This window comes from Cohaesibacter gelatinilyticus, assembly GCF_900215605.1.
In the GTDB taxonomy this organism is placed as follows: Bacteria; Pseudomonadota; Alphaproteobacteria; order Rhizobiales; family Cohaesibacteraceae; genus Cohaesibacter; species Cohaesibacter gelatinilyticus.
Genome location: NZ_OBEL01000002.1, coordinates 747511 through 764773, shown reverse-complemented (window position 1 = coordinate 764773; position 17263 = coordinate 747511). Strand labels below are relative to the sequence as shown.

20 protein-coding genes and 1 pseudogene are annotated in these 17263 nt (G+C 51.7%); 6 read left to right on the top strand and 15 right to left on the bottom strand.

Annotation, left to right across the window (positions count from 1 at the left end; genetic code table 11):
• Positions 1 to 121 precede the first annotated feature (121 nt).
• The 6 genes from CRO57_RS13835 to CRO57_RS13810 form a co-directional block, all read right to left on the bottom strand.
• Positions 122 to 433, bottom strand: a complete 312-nt coding sequence (locus CRO57_RS13835; protein WP_097154016.1) for a hypothetical protein — start codon at positions 431 to 433, stop codon at positions 122 to 124.
• Between the two features lie 190 nt (positions 434 to 623).
• Positions 624 to 1088: a helix-loop-helix domain-containing protein gene (locus tag CRO57_RS13830; protein WP_097154015.1), complete on the bottom strand. Its 465-nt coding sequence runs from the start codon at positions 1086 to 1088 to the stop codon at positions 624 to 626.
• Positions 1089 to 1114: 26 nt separating this feature from the next.
• A complete protein-coding gene (locus CRO57_RS13825; protein ID WP_097154014.1) occupies positions 1115 to 2182 on the bottom strand; it encodes a hypothetical protein in 1068 nt (355 codons plus the stop codon).
• Positions 2183 to 2366: 184 nt separating this feature from the next.
• Complete coding sequence (locus tag CRO57_RS13820; RefSeq protein ID WP_097154013.1) at positions 2367 to 2864, bottom strand: hypothetical protein; 498 nt, start codon at positions 2862 to 2864, stop codon at positions 2367 to 2369.
• Between the two features lie 10 nt (positions 2865 to 2874).
• A complete protein-coding gene (locus tag CRO57_RS13815) occupies positions 2875 to 4137 on the bottom strand; it encodes a hypothetical protein (protein ID WP_141401250.1) in 1263 nt (420 codons plus the stop codon).
• A 533-nt stretch (positions 4138 to 4670) separates the two neighbouring features.
• Positions 4671 to 6305: a hypothetical protein gene (locus tag CRO57_RS13810; RefSeq protein WP_097154011.1), complete on the bottom strand. Its 1635-nt coding sequence runs from the start codon at positions 6303 to 6305 to the stop codon at positions 4671 to 4673.
• Positions 6306 to 6440: 135 nt separating this feature from the next.
• Between CRO57_RS13810 and CRO57_RS24790 the strand changes: the two genes are divergently transcribed.
• Positions 6441 to 6578, top strand: coding sequence for a hypothetical protein (locus tag CRO57_RS24790; protein WP_170956101.1), 138 nt, complete (start codon positions 6441 to 6443; stop codon positions 6576 to 6578).
• A gap of 102 nt (positions 6579 to 6680) precedes the next feature.
• On the opposite strand, the gene CRO57_RS13805 is transcribed toward CRO57_RS24790, so the two are convergent.
• The 6 genes and pseudogenes from CRO57_RS13805 to CRO57_RS25390 form a co-directional block, all read right to left on the bottom strand.
• The gene (locus CRO57_RS13805; protein ID WP_097154084.1) at positions 6681 to 7001 is read right to left on the bottom strand and encodes a monooxygenase; all 321 of its coding nucleotides are present in this window, start codon (positions 6999 to 7001) and stop codon (positions 6681 to 6683) included.
• 44 nt (positions 7002 to 7045) lie between these two features.
• Entirely contained in the window at positions 7046 to 7426 is a 381-nt protein-coding gene (locus CRO57_RS13800; protein ID WP_097154010.1) for a hypothetical protein, read from the bottom strand.
• A complete protein-coding gene (locus CRO57_RS13795) occupies positions 7423 to 7881 on the bottom strand; it encodes a MarR family winged helix-turn-helix transcriptional regulator (RefSeq protein ID WP_097154009.1) in 459 nt (152 codons plus the stop codon). Before CRO57_RS13795 ends, CRO57_RS13800 begins: the two co-directional genes overlap by 4 nt.
• A 176-nt stretch (positions 7882 to 8057) precedes the next feature.
• Positions 8058 to 8861 (bottom strand): arylamine N-acetyltransferase family protein, encoded by an 804-nt coding sequence (locus tag CRO57_RS13790; protein ID WP_170956100.1) that lies wholly within the window; start codon positions 8859 to 8861, stop codon positions 8058 to 8060.
• Positions 8862 to 8970: 109 nt separating this feature from the next.
• Positions 8971 to 9876, bottom strand: a complete 906-nt coding sequence (locus CRO57_RS13785) for a LysR family transcriptional regulator (protein ID WP_097154007.1) — start codon at positions 9874 to 9876, stop codon at positions 8971 to 8973.
• A gap of 49 nt (positions 9877 to 9925) precedes the next feature.
• Positions 9926 to 9985: pseudogene (locus CRO57_RS25390) on the bottom strand (hypothetical protein); the annotation flags it as partial.
• Between the two features lie 57 nt (positions 9986 to 10042).
• On the opposite strand from CRO57_RS25390, the gene CRO57_RS13780 reads away from it, so the two are divergent.
• The 5 genes from CRO57_RS13780 (at position 10043) to CRO57_RS13760 (ending at position 13780) form a co-directional block, all read left to right on the top strand.
• Positions 10043 to 10714 carry an SDR family oxidoreductase gene (locus CRO57_RS13780; protein WP_097154006.1) on the top strand — a complete coding sequence of 224 codons (672 nt, stop codon included), beginning with the start codon at positions 10043 to 10045 and terminating at the stop codon, positions 10712 to 10714.
• A gap of 11 nt (positions 10715 to 10725) precedes the next feature.
• Positions 10726 to 11820 carry an alkene reductase gene (locus tag CRO57_RS13775; protein WP_097154005.1) on the top strand — a complete coding sequence of 365 codons (1095 nt, stop codon included), beginning with the start codon at positions 10726 to 10728 and terminating at the stop codon, positions 11818 to 11820.
• A complete protein-coding gene (locus CRO57_RS13770) occupies positions 11817 to 12170 on the top strand; it encodes a cupin domain-containing protein (protein ID WP_097154004.1) in 354 nt (117 codons plus the stop codon). Before CRO57_RS13775 ends, CRO57_RS13770 begins: the two co-directional genes overlap by 4 nt.
• Entirely contained in the window at positions 12167 to 13177 is a 1011-nt protein-coding gene (locus tag CRO57_RS13765) for a zinc-binding alcohol dehydrogenase family protein (RefSeq protein WP_097154003.1), read from the top strand. The genes CRO57_RS13770 and CRO57_RS13765 overlap by 4 nt, the downstream gene beginning before the upstream one ends.
• Positions 13178 to 13315: 138 nt before the next feature.
• Positions 13316 to 13780: a hypothetical protein gene (locus CRO57_RS13760; RefSeq protein WP_097154002.1), complete on the top strand. Its 465-nt coding sequence runs from the start codon at positions 13316 to 13318 to the stop codon at positions 13778 to 13780.
• Positions 13781 to 13909: 129 nt separating this feature from the next.
• On the opposite strand, the gene CRO57_RS13755 is transcribed toward CRO57_RS13760, so the two are convergent.
• From CRO57_RS13755 to CRO57_RS13745, 3 genes are all read right to left on the bottom strand, one after another.
• Complete coding sequence (locus CRO57_RS13755) at positions 13910 to 16087, bottom strand: DKNYY domain-containing protein (protein WP_097154001.1); 2178 nt, start codon at positions 16085 to 16087, stop codon at positions 13910 to 13912.
• Positions 16088 to 16213: 126 nt separating this feature from the next.
• Positions 16214 to 16699: a DUF2938 domain-containing protein gene (locus tag CRO57_RS13750; protein ID WP_097154000.1), complete on the bottom strand. Its 486-nt coding sequence runs from the start codon at positions 16697 to 16699 to the stop codon at positions 16214 to 16216.
• 120 nt (positions 16700 to 16819) lie between these two features.
• Positions 16820 to 17257, bottom strand: coding sequence for a DUF2141 domain-containing protein (locus CRO57_RS13745; protein WP_170956099.1), 438 nt, complete (start codon positions 17255 to 17257; stop codon positions 16820 to 16822).
• Positions 17258 to 17263 lie beyond the last annotated feature (6 nt).

Sequence of the window (17263 nt, the reverse complement as noted above, 5' to 3'; positions counted from 1 at the left end):
CCTGATCGGGGAAGTCTGTTTGGAGTTGTTTTTGGATCAGGCTTTGCAGCAAGCGAAAACAAAACCGGACAGCCTGAGCCGTCCGGTTTTGGGGAGGAGTGGGATTCTAGGCGGGGGAACGTTACATCAGTGTTTCATTCAAAAGCATTGCAATGACGCCAACGTCGCTTAGTTCCTTCTTCAATAGCTCTACTGCATCTTCCAATAGAAACTGGTGTTGTCCCTTGCGTTTTGAAATAACGCAATTACTCACCGAATTGAAATCGACCCCTGCACTCTTGAGAACATACATATCGTTTTCATTTGATTCTAAGGTATCGGAAAATGAAACGGCTAAATCTAGTGTATCTGCGTATCGGGCGCGAATATCCTTCAGACGTTTATCCAATTCTTGACCTTGGATATTAGTGTGCAGGACTATGAATACTGACATGGTGGAAGCTTTCTTATGCTTTAGGAAGCTCTGTTTTACTTTAGCTTTGAGATTATTTTGTTAATTAAGGCGATCACATATGTGCGGTTATATGGAGCGGCTTTTAGCAGGTGCTAAGACAAAATAACTGTATCGGCCCGGTTCCAACGAAACCAGCCTGTAGAAGGGACAGAGCAAAGCTAGCCCCGGGTTACTCATCATCTTCGACAGATTGAGATGCCTCAGAAGAGCCAGATATATCTTCCTCCTCTTCTGCCTTAATTCGCTTCCACATTGGTAGGTAATATTCTCGCAGATCATCCATATATCGAATGGAATTGGCAACTATCTCGCTCTTTGGAAATTTGCGTTGGGCATTCTCCAAAACATGTTCACGCAACTCGACAGCATCAAACCCATTCAAACGAGCCAAATGGCCTGCTGCTTCAGCGCAAAGCCCAAGAACGAAGGGATCATTGGTATTAACATATCCTGCAAGGATTTCCTCAACCAGATCCATATCGTCGAAGTTCCATGCAAGCTGGATTTGAAATACTGGGTGGTCTTTATGATATTCGCCCCAGTCAAGCGTATCCGCTAAACTAGCATCAGCCTTTAATATTGGCTCCTCGTCATTCTCACCATCGCCATATTTGTGATATCTATTTTTTGACATCGTCTTTTCTTTCCTGATGCTAACGATCAAAGTTTCACTTTTTTAAATACTTTTGAAGTTTTGAGTAATGGTCTAAGGAAGTTTTTCTCAGCAGCCTGCAAAGATTTCAAATGTTCAGGTCTAATGGAAAAGCTATGCCACTTTCGAACCCCGTTTGACAAAGTGTGCTTGTGGAAGACAACCACTTCATCATTTACGGCATCATAGCCCACACGCCTGTTTCCGCTGGATTGAAATGACTTCGACCATGCATTCTTGGGAGCAACCGGTTCCTTAGAAACAAAATTCTTTTGGTTCGTGTAGAAGTTCTTAAGAGCACGACCTTTCAGATGATTTGGAGGTTTTGTTTCCGAATTATGTTTAAAATTCTTTTGGTATATATCTTTCTTAAACTCATCGAGGTGGTATTGTCCTTTTTTAAAAGGCGGCGGGTTCTCCGAGCCGTTGGGATTGTTCGGATCCTTGTTGTTATTCTCTCCATGATTATGCAAATCATTCTTATTTCTCCGATTTTCCCTTTTTTTGTTATGCAGCACCTCCATACCGCCGGAAACAGTCAGAATATCGGCAATTCGATCAAGATCATGTTCTCCAAGAGGGTTGCCAGCAATTGACCCTTCCGAAAGCAACATCCTATTGCCTTCACCCAGCTCTCCGGTCAATGTGAAGGCTTGACCGGAGGCATCGGTAAAGGTCAGGGTTCGCTCTCTCTCATCTTCCCAGCCGGTAACCCTAATGTTACCACCGTCCTCAAGATCGCGGCTCTCGTCTATTTTGCCACCACCTGCTGCAGTTGTTGTGGCAAGCAAGATCCCAGAAGCAATCGCCCCGACAGTCGCGGTTATTGCCGTCGCACCAGCTGATGCCGCCGCCCGTATTCCGTTAGCCAACGAGCCGACACCATCACTTGCTACCGCTCCTGCTCCTATGCTTGCCGGAAGTGCTCCAACAATTGCTCCACTGGTCGAGACGGAGATGCTGACGTCCTGCAAGGCTTGCAGGTCTGCTGCCAGTTGTTTTTGGATCAGGCTTTGCAGCAAGCCCGGTTCCGGGGCATCAAAGCTGCCCTTGACCAGTTCGTGATCGATGCGCATGCAAAGCCAGAAGCCAATCACGCAAGAAAGGGCGCGCCAGAGCTAAGCGAATGAGCTTAGCGCGAGACCAAAACGCTAAAACCGGACAACGCAGGCCGTCCGGTTTTAGGAGAATTATGAAGTTTACAGTCAATCAGATCGCGGTCGTCAGAACATGTTTTCCCGAAGTTGGGGCAGCCTCGTTCTAGACAAACTTCTTAACCCTCTTTGCTTCGTCGAATAAGCTGCTTATGTCCACGTCGTAAGCGAAAGTTAGATCATCATCGTGGCAGGATATTTCATGGCCATTATCATTCGCAGCGAAGAATATATTTGGCAGATCCTGCCCGGGGAACGCGAACCAAAGCTCATGGTGAGATCGAAACTCATACAGCTCTCCTAGCATTCCGTCCAGTTTTTCCTCCGTCCAACTATCGACGTCCAGTGCTTCATAAGCTTCATGCATTCTTTCAGCAACTGAAGAGGTGCGTTCAGCCTTGGCCGGGCACTTCTCATTTCGGATTGCCTCTTCATTTTTTTCAAACCAATCCAGCTCTTCCTTATTTTCAAGAACAGTCCGGACTATATCTATCTGCTCGTTGGTCTCTTTATGAGCAAGGCCTATGGTCAAGAAATTTAGACCCAGTTTTCCCGTGGGATCAAACTCAATCGCTGGCTTAATATTAAATTTGAAAATATACATCTATTTTTTCTCACTGCTTATTATGTGGCACTTTGATTTTACTTTCGCCTTTTAGTTTGTTAAATTTGGCTTTTGAAAATCGACCCTGCCTTCGCATCTCAGTCAGTACTTTATTAGGTGTCTTATTTCCAGGAACTGGAAATCCATGCCATACACCATGATTATCATCATGGAATTGATAAATAAAACCCGTTCCCTCATGATAACCATATCTCCTTCCTTCGTGTAATATCGACTCGTTCAACACCTTTTGGGCTGTTTCCGGAAGAAGTGGAGTTCTCGTTCCATAGGCTTTTATGCCGGTGTGCTTATTTGTTTCCTCATAATTCAGGTCATATACTATGATTGGAAGTTTGGCATCAGGATCTTTAGGATCTTCTGGTCCTTGATCTAACTCACCTTCAATCCGCTGATCGGGTGGTGGGTTGTTGTGGTGTCTGCCATGCTCATCGCTGTGAAGTGTTGCGTGGTTAGTGCCGCTTGCTTCACTCTGGCTACCTAGCGTTCCTATCGCACCATTGACATTGCTCTCATTAAGGACCGTTTTGACTTTGTTTGCCCGCAAAACATCAGCATAAAAGCGCAAGTCATCTGATGTCATGGCACGATTGCCGATGGTGCCTTCGGTTATGGAGAATTCTGAGCCTGCAAGATCCGCGTTGGGGTTGCCAGTTATCTCGCCTGTCAAGGTGACCGGATCTTCCCCCGGCGAAGTAATTGTCAAGGTGCGCTTTCGGAACCCTGATATTCCACTCACATGAAGCTGACCAAACCCGTCGATATCAATTGCTTCATCAATGGGTTTGTTTGCAGATGTGTCGGAGCCGAAAATCAGGCTTTCCATAGATGCGCCAAGAGCAGCGGCACTTCCTAGTACGCCGGATACAATCGCTGCCCCTTTGGCACTCCCGCCCAGTACGAGAGGAGCAGCAAGTGGTAGTGCTGCTATCTTGACACGACCATCTTCCTGTTCCGGAATGCGTTTTGCTCTTTCTATCCCGAAGCCGTTTCTGTCCAGTGATGTTGATGCAAGTCTGTGTCGGGCTTCTCGCTCCAGTCTTTCCAGTTGCATGGCCTGATCGAGGAAGTCTGTTTGGAGTTGTTTTTGGATCAGATCATGTATCTGGATCCCATTCAGACCTTGCCCTTCATCCCGGTCCAATTCGTAATCAATGCGGGCTTTGAGATTGACGAAGAACTGAGCGTTCAGCCTGGCTGCTTCCGGGTCACTTTCCCCATCGGGGCCGGTGCTGGAGCGGCCCAATTGCTGCAATAGCTGATCGGCCTGCTCGAAGGTGGCTTTGTAGATCTCGGTTCTTTTCAGGGCCTGACTGTCCTGTTGCAGAAGATCAGTCTGGTGTTGTTTCAGCTCTTTGAGATCATTGCGGCTTATCTGGTTGCGATAGGCATCAAGATCCTGCCCGCTGAAGCGATCGGGATTGAGCGCCATCATGCGGTTGAGTTCCGACAGGGTAACTGCATCCGTTCGGATGATCTTGCCGCCCTCACGCGTGCGGATAAAATCGGTCGCATCAGCAAGGGTGGCGCTGCCTGCTGCTACGCGGATGCTGATCGGTATATCGTCAAGGCTTTAATACCAACGAGGGGAAAGAATGCCCCTTATGACCGGACTTTTCGGGTTTTGTGGCAAGGAGCTGGTGTCGTCGTGGTCTGGTTGACCACAAGGCAGCGGCGACGTAGTCCACAAAGCCAGAAAATCCGGCCTTCGGTGCTTTTCGCTTGCTCGCTGAGCAGCGTTATCTTTCTCGGAAAATGCCCCGGCATTGTCCATCGAAAGCTGCCTTGTCAGCAAACAAGTGAAAAGCATCCTATGGGGTATTGTTCCCCCTCGTTGGTATTCCCATCGTCAATGGCGGCCCAGAGCTCGCGTGCGGCATTCAATTGACCGGCCTTGTCCTGTTTACCTTGCCGGTCCAGCTCGATCTGCAGGTTTGCACGGGCCGCTTCCTGCAGATCCGGATTGTCGATGGCTGCAATGGCTTCTTCCATCTGCTTTGCAGATGGCCCAAGGGCGCGGGAAGATGGACTGTCGAGAGAGGCGACAAGCAATGTATCAAAGCCGTCAGCAATGCTGGTCTCTGGTGATGACTCGCCTGCAAAAGGGGAACCGACCGGCATGAAGAGACCGTAAGCGGCGCTATTGTCCGCCAACCAGTCCTGTACTTTGCTGGGTGCCTTGGAAAGGCTCTGCCCTTGATAGCGGATGAGGACCTTGTTCTGACCTTGCTGCGCACTCCAATAATCACTCTCCCCACCGGGCGTGATGGAAGCATGATCCTGATAAGGGAGTATCTCCAGTCCGGTGCCGATATGCTGCTGCGCATCTTCCATCAGGGCATCGAGATTGGTGGCAAAGGTCGGTGTCAGCTCCTGATCCAGCCTTCGATCTGCACTTGGGCTGGCCAGATTGAGGTAAGTGAGGGGGACGGAACGGCCTGATGGCTGATCACTCTCACCCGCTGGCGCGCTGGTTTGCTGCCCCTCCGATAGTGTTGGTGGCGTTGTCGATGGAATTGAGGTTTGCCGGGCAGCGGACAAGGCTGCTTCATGACGCCTTAAGGAGAGAATGCCGGATATCTGGCTTTTGACCTCTTCATCCTTGCGAACGAAGGAAAAGGTTCGATCCAGCTCCTGTCGGTCTGTCTCGATCAGGCGTGGGCGCAGCTGGTCATAATCATCAAGGGCAAGGACCGGGTCATCTTCCAGCTTTGCCAGCACCACATCCTTGTCCAGCTTTGAAGAATAGGCATGGGCAAGGACTGCAGCCTCACCTTCATCCAGTCCGTCCCGCTCGGCGCTGGCGCTTATATTGGCAAGGCCTGCCAGCCGGTATTTTTCCACGGCAACAGGATCATTGCGATCTGTTACGGCCTCTTGAACAAAATTATCGAGATATCGCTGATCCGCCTGCTGACCTTTCTTTAGGGTCTGCTCTTGCAAAAGCTGGTTGGCACGGTTGGAGGCATTGACCTGAATGGCCTCCATACCCGGCCTGATGTTATCTGCTTCGCCCTTGGGCGCGGTCTTCAGAAAGCCTTCCACACGGCGAACATCATCGACAGTAGAGCCGAAGTCTTTCAGATCCGGATCATCGGCATAGGCTTCTGGACCTTGTGCAATCTTTTGAACATCGGCGCGGTTTTTCTCCATGCTTTCGCTGAGTTGATTTTTGACGCGGGTTTGCCTCTCGCGCTCGGCCATCTGGTCTTGCTGCTGCCGCTCTTTTGCCTGGGCTTTGGCATTGTCCAGCCTTGCTGCTGCATGCAGGGCCTTGCCTGCTGTGCCGATGCCCTGACCAAGGCCGCTCAGCCCCCGGCCAATGGCTGCACCCATATGCTCGGCGCTGGCCGAGACCTCGATATTGCGCTGATAGCGCGGTGTGAGACGGGCCGATCTTTTATAGTTCGGGACGATAGCCATTACTTGAAATACCCCGCTTTCTTCGCGTCACCGTAAGCCGTGCGATAATGTGGCTTGTCGGTATATTGCATAAACACCAACACGGATATGTAAAGTGCGATTATAGCAACGATCTGGTCAGCAAAAGAAAGGAAGATGTATGGGCAGAGGGCCGTGCAGGAGGCTATCTCCGTCACATGGGTTGCTTTTTGTGCGGGTATCTTGGTCTGTTTCTATAACAGCGCAGATTTCAGCAGTCAGGTCGATCTGATTGCCGTCTATGGCAGTCTGTGATCGGGTTTGGACAAGTTGCCTTGTCTTTGGGGATCATTCTTGATGATGGAACTGCTTTGCAATGGATAGATGGGTCCTGAGCTGTGGCTCAGGACCCTTTGGTCATGCGCATTCGGCAAGCGGGGCATTGTTGATCTTGCTGACATCTTCCATGATGTCGAAGACATGATCCGTAGTGACCGTGATGCCGAAATCCTGAAGCCGTTTCAGATGCATTGCCTTATAGGTTTCAAGATGTGCGAGGCTGCGAAAAAGATAGGTGGAGCCGAAATGATTGGTTCCTTCTTCCGCTGTCCAGATCTTCCAGACGATGCCGGGTTCTTCGGCAATGCTTTCGGCAAGTTGTTTTGTTCCGGCCATGAATTCATCGGTGATGGGGCCGTCATAGGTCATGTGCAGGTCCCAGATTTTCATGGTGCTCATGATTGGGTCTCCTTCAATGGAATTGATATGTGTCTTTGAATTGATCAAACGTTGTTCTTGCGCAATTGCACAAAACTCAGAATGGCAAGCAGCGCGAAGAAGATGGGATCGGACCAGCCAAAACCGGTGAAAATTCCTGTCAAAGCTGCATAAAGCGTGATGATCACACCCAGGATATTGGTCCACATCAGACCGGTCAGGATGATTTTGGCGGTTTCGCTGCCATGGTCAGCATTGCGATGCAGAAAGCTGATGATGCCGATGCCACCCAGAAAGATCGAGTTATGCTGGGATAGGAAAACGGCATATTGATCATTCAGTTGCAGGCCGTAATTTGGCCAAAGGATGCCGGGCGCAAAGAAAAGCGCCAGGGCGAAAAAAGCATAGATGACGCCATGTGCAGTCAGATAGGTTTTGTTTGTCATGTTGCATCTTTCTTTGGTTGCGGCAGTTTCTTGCGAAGCTGATTGAGTGTCCTGATGGTCTCGCGTTTGCTTTGCAAGCCAAGGTCGCCGAATATCTGCTCCAGTGCCCGGTTATGGACCGGCATGAAGTCTGCCACTTTCTGGTTTCCAGCTTGGGTGAGGCGCAGAACCCGGGCTCGCCTGTCTCTCTCGTCGACTGTTTTCTCGACGAGACCAGCTTGCATCAGGTTCTTCACCACAACATCCAGATTTCCGGACGTGGACAATGTCAGTCTCATCAGATCGTTGATTGACAATGCCCCCTTGTTGCTGAGGGTTTCCAATGTGTCCCACTGGGATGCCGTCAGGCCTGCCGACCGGAAGACCGATCCCATTGCACGCATGAACAGCTGCTGGCTGCGTAACAAGGCCAGCACCAGTGTCTGGTTTTCTCTGGTGTGATTTTGTTGTGTCATATCTGCAATATATCCCTAGTTAGGGATAATTCAAGGGCGACAGGCCAATTTTTTAGATCGCGATGGAAAGATGGTAAGACAGATTGGGGAATGTGAGCGTGTTCGACGAGGAGCCTGCATTGATGAAATGTCCCAATCGAGCGATGATTTGAAGATTTCAAAGAGTGGGTTGGAAGTTATCCTTCAAACAATTCCTCATGGCGTTGTTTGAGTTTTGGCCAGATACTCAGGATGTCCGGCATGTCGAGATGAAAGTCATTGCGCAGGCAGTTTGCAAAGGCTTGTTCGTCTGACAGGATATGCTGGCTGGTGCCAGTCCTGGCAATCACCTTCAATACCAAACCACGCAACACCAGATGGCGGTCGGCGAGGCGTCTTTGGGCTGTCAATGTGCGCATGAAGGAGGCATTTGGATCCGTCTGCAGGCGATGATTTTCCGGCTCGAAATGAGAGATCTCGACGGGCTCTTGTTTGAACCAATAGCTTGCCTCATTACCGTCCGCACTTTCCGAATATTTCCAATAGCCATCTTCTTCCTGAGAGATGCAAATGGTGTAAGGCGCATGGTCCAGCGTGCAAGGGCGCAGGGGAACCGGGCCATAGATGCCGCCGCCAAAGCCGACATCCACCAGCAAGGGTTCCTCGCAATCGATTTGCAACAAAAGATGGTTACCCGGGATATCAGGGTCGGGTTTGGTCTCACCCACACGGGCGGATAGTTTGGTGACAGTGAAGCCGATTTCCATCAAAGCCCAGGCGAACAGGCTGTTCAGCTCAAAGCACCATCCGCCCCGTTTTTGATGCACCACCTTGTCATAGATCTGATCCAGATCCATGGAAACCGGGATGCCCATCTGCTGGTTCAGATTTTCAAAGGGAACGCTTGCCAGATGCGCGTGGATCAGGTTTGTCAGCGTCTCACGATCCGCCTTTGGCGTGCCGGTCCATCCTAGTCTTTGCAGATATGCATCCAGTTTCATGGGGCTTTTGCCTTTCACCAAGTGTCGTTCTTGTCGTCTGGCTTTCTTCATAATTCCTGAAGTTTGCTTGAGGTCAAATGCTTTTTTTCCTCAGGTGAGCATCAAGGGATCAGGCGATGAGATTTGCATGCTGCTTTGCCATCTCAACGGCCAGGAAATCGATCAAAGCGCGAATTCTTCGTGGCTGCACGGCCCCAGCCGGATAGATCATCTGAAGGGTGCTCAAGGGCGGAGAGAAGTCATCCAGCACAGAGATGAGGGAGCCTTTTGCGAGATCCTCCTCAATGTCCCATTCGGATTTCAGCGCCAGTCCGTGCCCGGCAAGACACCAGTGACGGATCAGTGCGCCGTCATTGGCAATTCGATTGCCGCTCACCCGGTAATTTTGCCGTTTGCCATCGATTTCGAAAGACCAGTCATGGTCGGTCGTTTGCCCAAAGCGCATGACGAGACAATTATGCTGGCTGAGTTCGTCTGGATGGTCTGGTGCGCGATGGCGGTTCAGATAGTCTGGCGACGCGCAAACCAGACGGCGGTTGAAGCCGAGTTTTCGAGATTTCATCGTGCTGTCGGCTAGCTCGCCAAATCGCAAAGCCAGATCGAGGCCCTGCCCGACAAGATCAACATAGCCATCGCTGAGGCTGAGATCGATGGAGACTTGCGGGTGCTTTTCCATGAAAAGATCGAGCAGCGGTACAAGGCGCGCGCGGCCCAGATCCAACGGTGCACTGAGATGAATGGTGCCTGAGAGCTTTTCCATACCGAGCTTGATGCGGGCTTCGATTTCCTCGGTCTCGGCAAGGATGCGCCTCGCACCGGCAACCAGCTCCTGCCCCTCATCGGTCAAGCTGATGGAGCGGGTGGTGCGGGTCAGCAAGCGGGCACCATAATGGTTTTCCAGTGCGGTCAATCGCTCAGTGACTGTGGCTGGCGACAGGCCCATTTCCCGTCCGGCAATGGCGAGGCCGCCCTTTTCGACAATGCGCAGGAACAATTTGAGATTTTCTATCAGCATTTGGATATCTAATTATTTGGTTCTTCCGAATTATCATTTTGAAAATATCTCAATTATTCGAGATCCATGCAAGTGCTATCTGAAGATCAATCAGAGCGCTTTCCTGCGTCTTTTATCTGCTTTTCACCTCATCCATTTGTCCGTCTCTTGAAAAGGAGCTGTTGCCATGAATTTCACATTCCAAACCAGAAGCATTGTCATTGGTGGTACGTCCGGTATTGGCAAAGCCGTGGCAACAACCTTGTCCGAGCGAGAAGGAAGTGTTGCGGTTGCCAGCCGATCAACCGGACTGGATGTTACTGATGAAGCCGCTATTGAGGCTTATTTCGCGCAGCATGGACCGGTGGATCATGTTGTCTTCACCGCTGGATCATCAGCACCTGGCGGAGCGGTTGCAGAGGTTGCGCTGGAGGCCGCCAGACAGGCTTTTGATACCAAATTCTGGGGCTCGGTCATGGTTGCCAAGGCTGCCTCCCGTCATATCCGCCCCCATGGCACCCTCACTTTGACCTCTGGTTTTCTGTCACGACGAACACTGCCCGGTACCTATGTGAAGACAGCTATGAATGCCGGAATTGAGGCCGTTGCCAAGATATTGGCCAAGGAGCTGGCTCCCATCCGGGTCAATGTTGTCAGTCCCGGTCTGACGGATACCGAAGCCTATGCCGGTATGGGTGATGAGGCGAGGGCAAGCATGTTGGACAAGGCTGCCCGATCCTTGCCAGCGGGCAAGGTCGGCTCTGCGGAAGAACTCGCCCGTGGCTATCTGTTTGCAATTGATACCCCCTTTGTCACCGGTGCCGTTATCGACATCGATGGTGGCGCTTTGATCAACTGAAGGACTTTTCCATGACATCCCCGCTTTTTACCCCACAGTCTATTGGTGCGATGGATCTGCCCAACCGGGTGGTGATGGCACCAATGACCCGTTCGCGCTCCACGCAGCCCGGTGATGTGCCGAACGCCATGATGGCGCATTACTATGCCCAGCGTGCCAGTGCAGGCATGATCATCACAGAGGCAACACAGATTACGCCGGAAGGCAAAGGCTATTCCTTTACGCCCGGCATCTATTCCAGGGAGCAGATTGCAGGTTGGCGTTTGGTGACCGATGCGGTGCATGCAAAAGGGGGCCGCATTGTGCTGCAGCTCTGGCATGTGGGCCGGATGAGCCACGCCATGTTTCATGAAGATGGCAGGCCGGTCGCACCATCGGCCATTGCGCCTGATGCCAGCGTCTGGGTGGTGGACCCAAAAAGTGGTGAGGGCGGCATGGTGGACTGCCCGGTGCCGCGTGCCTTGGAGAGCGACGACATTGCTCGGGTGATCGAGGATTATCGCACGGCCGCTGCCAATGCCAGGGAAGCTGGTTTTGATGGTGTCGAGATCCATGCCGCCAATGGCTATCTGATCGATGAATTCTTGCGCTCCAGCTCCAATCATCGCAAGGATGCCTATGGTGGCTCGGTCGAGAAGCGTTTGCGCTTTGCCATCGAGGTGGCGCAGGCTGTCGCTGGCGAAATGGGAGCGGATCGGACCGGCATTCGCTTCTCGCCTTTCATCACCCAGCGGGGCATGGATGATCCGAATGCACCGCAGACGATTTTGCGCCTTGCGAAGGAGCTGGACAAGATCAATCTGGCCTATATCCATCTGGCCGAAGCCGATTGGGATGATGCGCCGGAGACGCCAGACTGGTTTCGCAAGGAGTTGCGCGAGGCCTATTCCGGTTGCTTGATTGTTGCCGGGGGCTATGGCCCGGACAAGGCCAATGCGCTTTTGCAGCGTGGGCTGGTGGATGCCGTTGCCTTTGGGCGTCCTTTCATTGCCAACCCGGATTTGCCACGCCGTTTTGAGGAAGATCTGCCGCTCGCTGAGTTTGATGGCAATGCTTTGTTTGGCGGCGCGGAAGAGGGCTACAGCACTTATGAGGCCGCGCCATGATGCGACCGCTGAGCGCGCAGGAGATCGCCAATGCCGATGATCATATCGGCACGGAGCTGGTCAAGGAAACAGAAGCCATGCGGATCTGGCATTTGCGTCTGGCCCCGGGTGAAAGCCTGCCGCCCCATCGCCATGCCCGGCCTTATTTCTGGACTGTGCTGACGGACGGGTTGGCCCGCTCCCGGCGTGATGATGGGCATGTTCTTGATGTGCGCTATCGGGTCGGCGACACCGCAGATTTTCCAGACCTTGGTCCGAGCAATGCTTTTGTCCATGACCTGACCAATATCGGTGAGAGCGAGCTGCTCTTTGTCACCGTCGAATTTAAAAACCAGGAGAAAGAAATATGAAAGCCGTAGGCTTCACCCATTATTTGCCGATTGAGGATGAGACCTCCTTTCTTGATCTGGAAATCGAGACGCCCAAGCCAGAAGGGCATGATATTCTGGTCGCGGTCAAAGCCATTGCCGTGAACCCTGTCGACGTCAAGGTTCGCTCTCCCAAGGATCAGGTGGAAGAGAGCCCGCGCATCATTGGTTATGATGCCTCTGGTGTGGTCGAGGCGGTTGGCGCGGATGTCACGCTCTTCAAGCCGGGCGATGACGTTTATTATGCAGGCGATATCACCCGTTCTGGCACCAATGCCGAGTTTCATCTGGTGGATGAGCGCATTGTCGGCCACAAGCCAAAGAGCCTCAGCTATGCGGAGGCTGCCGCTCTGCCTTTGACCACCATCACCGCTTATGAAGCCTTCTTTGATCGTCTTGGCATTGATCGCGATGGTGCCGATGCCGGGCAATCCATCCTGATCATCGGTGCTGGCGGAGGGGTTGGCTCCATTGGCATTCAGCTGGCCAAACAGGCAGGCTTGAGCGTCATTGCCACAGCGTCCCGCCAGGAGACCATTGATTGGGTGAAAAGCCTCGGCGCGGATCATGTGATCAATCACCGCGAAGACATGGTGGCCCAGACCCGTGCGGCAGGCTTTGCGCATGTCGACCATGTTGCCATTTTCAATGACATGCGCCATTGGGATGCAGCGGTGGAGCTGATCCGTCCGCAAGGTGGCATCGTGACAATCGATGATACCGATCTGCCCATGCCGATGGCCGGGATGAAGATGAAATCGGCAAGCGTGCATTGGGAATTCATGTTTGCCCGCGCCATGCATCAGACCCCGGACATGATCGAGCAGCACAAGCTTCTGTCTTATGTGGCGGATGAGATTGATGCCGGGCGGATCAGAACAACGCTGTCGCAGACGCTCTCACCAATCAATGCCAGCAACATGCGAGAGGCCCACCGTCTGATTGAAACCGGCATGGCCAAAGGCAAGATTGTCGTTGAAGGCTTCTAGGCCGTAAACTCATCAATGTGGTGGGGCACGTGAGTGGGGGCGACCTTTCGCCCTCACTCTTTGCATTGCGGGATTGGGTTTGTCGTTTTACGCTGATGGACAAGATCGATGAATTTATTGAAGTAGGACTTTTCCATCATGAAATCCAGGATATTGGCCGGTTGCCTTTTGGCGTTTTCCTATGTTCCGTCAGTCTTGGCGTGCGAGAATGGCGAGCTCTATGTCGGGCAGAAGAATAGCGCCAGCGAGGGCTATAGTCTGACCACCAGATTTTCCACGAGTGGTCCGTTCATTTTCGAAAAATGGCAGGGCAAGACCCATATCTGGACTGTCGAGGGCGAGTTTGGATGCTCGAACGGTGTGCCAATCTGCGGTTTGCTTCTGGGGGACAATGAGGAAGGGATTGATATCCTGGTGGAGTCTTTGGAAGCCAGCAATGGTGAGCGCTTCTATATCTTCACGCATCTGTCCCAGACGCTCCATAGCAAATATCGCTGGAATGAGGCCTATGAGGTCAAAGCCACCTGGCATGTAGAGCGCGCCGCTCAGGAGGACCAACAAGTGATCCTCCCCAATATCTTCCGTTTCGAATCCTGCCGATAGAGCGTTTTAAATGAACATGCGGCCATTGAAAATTCATAAATTATTCTTTTAAAACAAGTTCTTATCCGAGATCAATGCATGCTTGTCGGGAATATGCCCTGGATTTGAAAGGGGCCATTGCCACATCTGTTATTCAGAGGTGATGGCGTCTTTATATCGGCCGATATCAGCTTTGATGTCTTTCATCTCGTCCCATTGGCTAGACTTTTCGCCATAGCGTGCAATGAGCATGTCATAGTCTGCTTCAAGGGCGGCAAGGCGTTTTTCATGGGTTGCGAGATCGGCTTTTCGATAGGCGATGTCCGTTTTGCCGCGCAAGAACCAGAGACGAGGCGTGCGGTAGATGTGGCGGTGACAATATACACCGGGCAGATGCGCGTCCTCTCCGATGTCTGCGATCAGTGTTTCGGACATGGTATTTGCTTCCATATCGCGGTCAAGGGCCCACAGGGTTTCGGCCAGTCGTGCGCGGTTGAAATACGTGTTTATGCCATTGGCAATGCAGAATTCGATGATCGGCAGCATGGCTTCATTGTGGAACTTGTGTGATACTTCGCCGTCTACCTGTCCTCTGATCAGGGCGGCTTCCAATGTCATGGCCAGATGTTCGCGGACAGCAGGCAGGGGCTCGCAGCCATATCGGGCCATGAGTTGCGGGATGATTTCCTGATAGAAAATCCCGATCTTGTCGGTTTCCAGAATGGCACCATGCAAGGTGTCGATCACATCAATGCGGTCACGAAAGTCTTCTGCTTCAAGCCATCTATCTCTCAGGATCAATCGGCCAACAGCAAGGTTTGTCGTGACCTCAAATGCATGATGAGCCATGTCATACTGGAAATTGCTCATCAATTCCCTTGGGATCTCGACCAGTTCCTGCAGCATTTCGGCGTCCAGCTGGATGTGTCCGAGCGCCAGAGAAAAACAGAAATGGGCCAGAATTCTGGCCTCCTGTTCGTGGCCATGGCGCAAAGCTGCGCTGGTCAAGTTCCAGAAGGCCGATCGATGCCGTTTCATGAGCAGGAGGTGCATATCGACACTGTTTGGCAGCATGGTACCCACCGGCGGATAGGGTAGGAACATCGGCTCCCGTTTCAGCGCCATACAGCAAAGATGACAGCCGAGCGTGTACCAGCAGGATAATGGCTGTTGCAAGATGGTGCCGTCAGACAAGGTAAGTTCGATCTGGCCATCGCTGTGCAGCTTTGCCTGAAAGTCCGGCAAGGTATCTGGCTTGATATAGTGCTGCGGATTTTCCTGCAGCTTTTGTCCGATATCGCCGGGTGTGTTCACGATTGGGGGGAGATGGCAGATGATGGCAAGCAAGGTCGAATATATCTCGCGCAAGCTGCTTGTCAGGATTTCATCAAAGGATGTTTGATCAAGCCGTTCTGCCATGCCTCTTGTCTGAGCAAGGATCTGAGGGCCTTTTTCCAAATCATGCACGACCAGCTGATTACCCTGATGTACCAATGGGCCGCTGAGATAGTCAGGATTGTAAGTGGAATAGTGGCAGATATAAGAAATATCGCTTGCCTTTTGTGCAATCAGCCGATCGCCATGCCAGATCTGATTGCCGTTGCTGAGCATGTCTTGGCCAAACATGTACACCTTTGCCGGATTGGCACCGGCTATTGATGCACCATAAAACCAGATATTGTTATCATCTCTGACGTAGGAGGCATTCCATGTGCTGTCATTGTCAAAGGCGAGCGGAGCGAGAGTCTCAAAACCGGCTCCCTGGCATTCCCACCAGCGCTGACCATTGTGATAGATGGCCACCCAGCAGGTCTGGCCATCAGTGAGGGTCAGAATCGGTAGATTGACCTCATTGTCGCAGAACCATTTGAGCTTTATTTCTGGCCCGGAGGCATCCAGATCATCCGGCCAAGCGTGACGCTCCGTTCCAAAGAATAAGGAGACGCCATCGGTTGCATAGACATGACCAAGGCTTTTGAGGTTTTCAGGATTGCATCCCTTGTTCAGACGCATTTTGCTGGTGCGAAAGAAAGCAGAGGTTGAATCCCGCCCAAAACAATCGCCAATCGCAACAAATGTTGCAGGGTTGGCGTTTTTGACCGGTTTGAGCTTTGTTTCCATGATGAGATAGACGGCCTCCCGATCACGGGCATAGCTGTTTGAAAGCACTTCAAAGCTTTGCTTATCGACCTTTGCGATCTTGCCATTGACATAGATGGATGTGGCATCGCGTCCGATGGTAGGGGAAAGGCTTTCAAAGCTGGATGCATCCGCACCTTTGAGCGTCTTGCCCTTCCAAAGGATCTTGTCTTTGCTGAACTCATACATCTGCGCATCCTGATCTGGATTGAATGGCTGCTTGTCCTGCGCAGAGTATGAGCATTTTTCGCCCGGGTGTTACCCCTGATTGTTCGGCAATCCTTTCTTATCCAAAGGGGCGCTCTGAAAACTTTCTTAAAAAGGCAGGATAAGAGCCGTGAGCCAGAGGCCGATGCCGAAGGTGGAATGGGCAACGAGGCTTTTTAGTCGGGCAATGTTTGGGGCAGGAGTTTTGCTGGCGGCGATGCCTGCGCCAAGGCAGGGTTGCATGATGAAATAGGGCGCGATGACGGTTGCCACGCCAAAGCCGAGGGCTGGCCATAGGATCGGGCTTTGCAGCCAGCCATTGCCCATTATGAATAGAAAGACGAAGGCGAAAAGAATGCCGATCAGATAATGCATTGCCCAGCCGATGAGGCCTTCAAAGGCAATGGGCTGGCTTTTCATGATGGGGCTATGAGTGAAGCACCCCTTTGGCATATGGCCGATCCAGCGACCTACCATTGCATAATCGAGCACCTGTTGTTTCAGGAGATGCTTTTGGATCAGTGCAACCAGATCCATGGTGATGGTTGCACCAATACCCAATATGAGGGCGTTGAAAAGAAGGTCTGTCGACATGAGGAAACTCCAAATTTCAATCGGGGATTTGAAAAGTGGAGGTTAAGCTACAACTTCAAGTCGACTTGAGGTCAAGGGCCTGCTTGACCTTTCTTGACCATGTGACGTAGCGAGGACTTCCTACCAATAGATCAGCGGTATTTGGGTAGAGTTTTCCTTCACGATTGCTTTGTCAAAGGCTGGTGGTTCGCCGTCTTTCTCGCCGTTTGAAAAAGCATAGCCCTCGCGCGGAATGCCGGCGATCATATCGATGTCCTTGTTGTCATTTTCATCATGAAAGGCAACGAGGGCGCAGCAGCCGGGCTTGGCGCCTTTCACCAGCAGGGTGAGCTTACCCTTTTCGGCCATGCTTGCCTTTGTATAGGCAATGCCTTTGAGGGCTTTTTCATTGATGGTCTCAAAATCCGCCTTGGTGGAGAAGGCCATCACATAGATGGTGCCTTTGTTCGATTTGATATTGTTGATCTCGACACGCAAGGGTTCGTCCGCCAGAAGTGGCGAAGCCCAAAGTGTCATGGAGGCAGCAAGAGCCGCAGGGATAAGCCGGGGGAATGGCATGCAAAT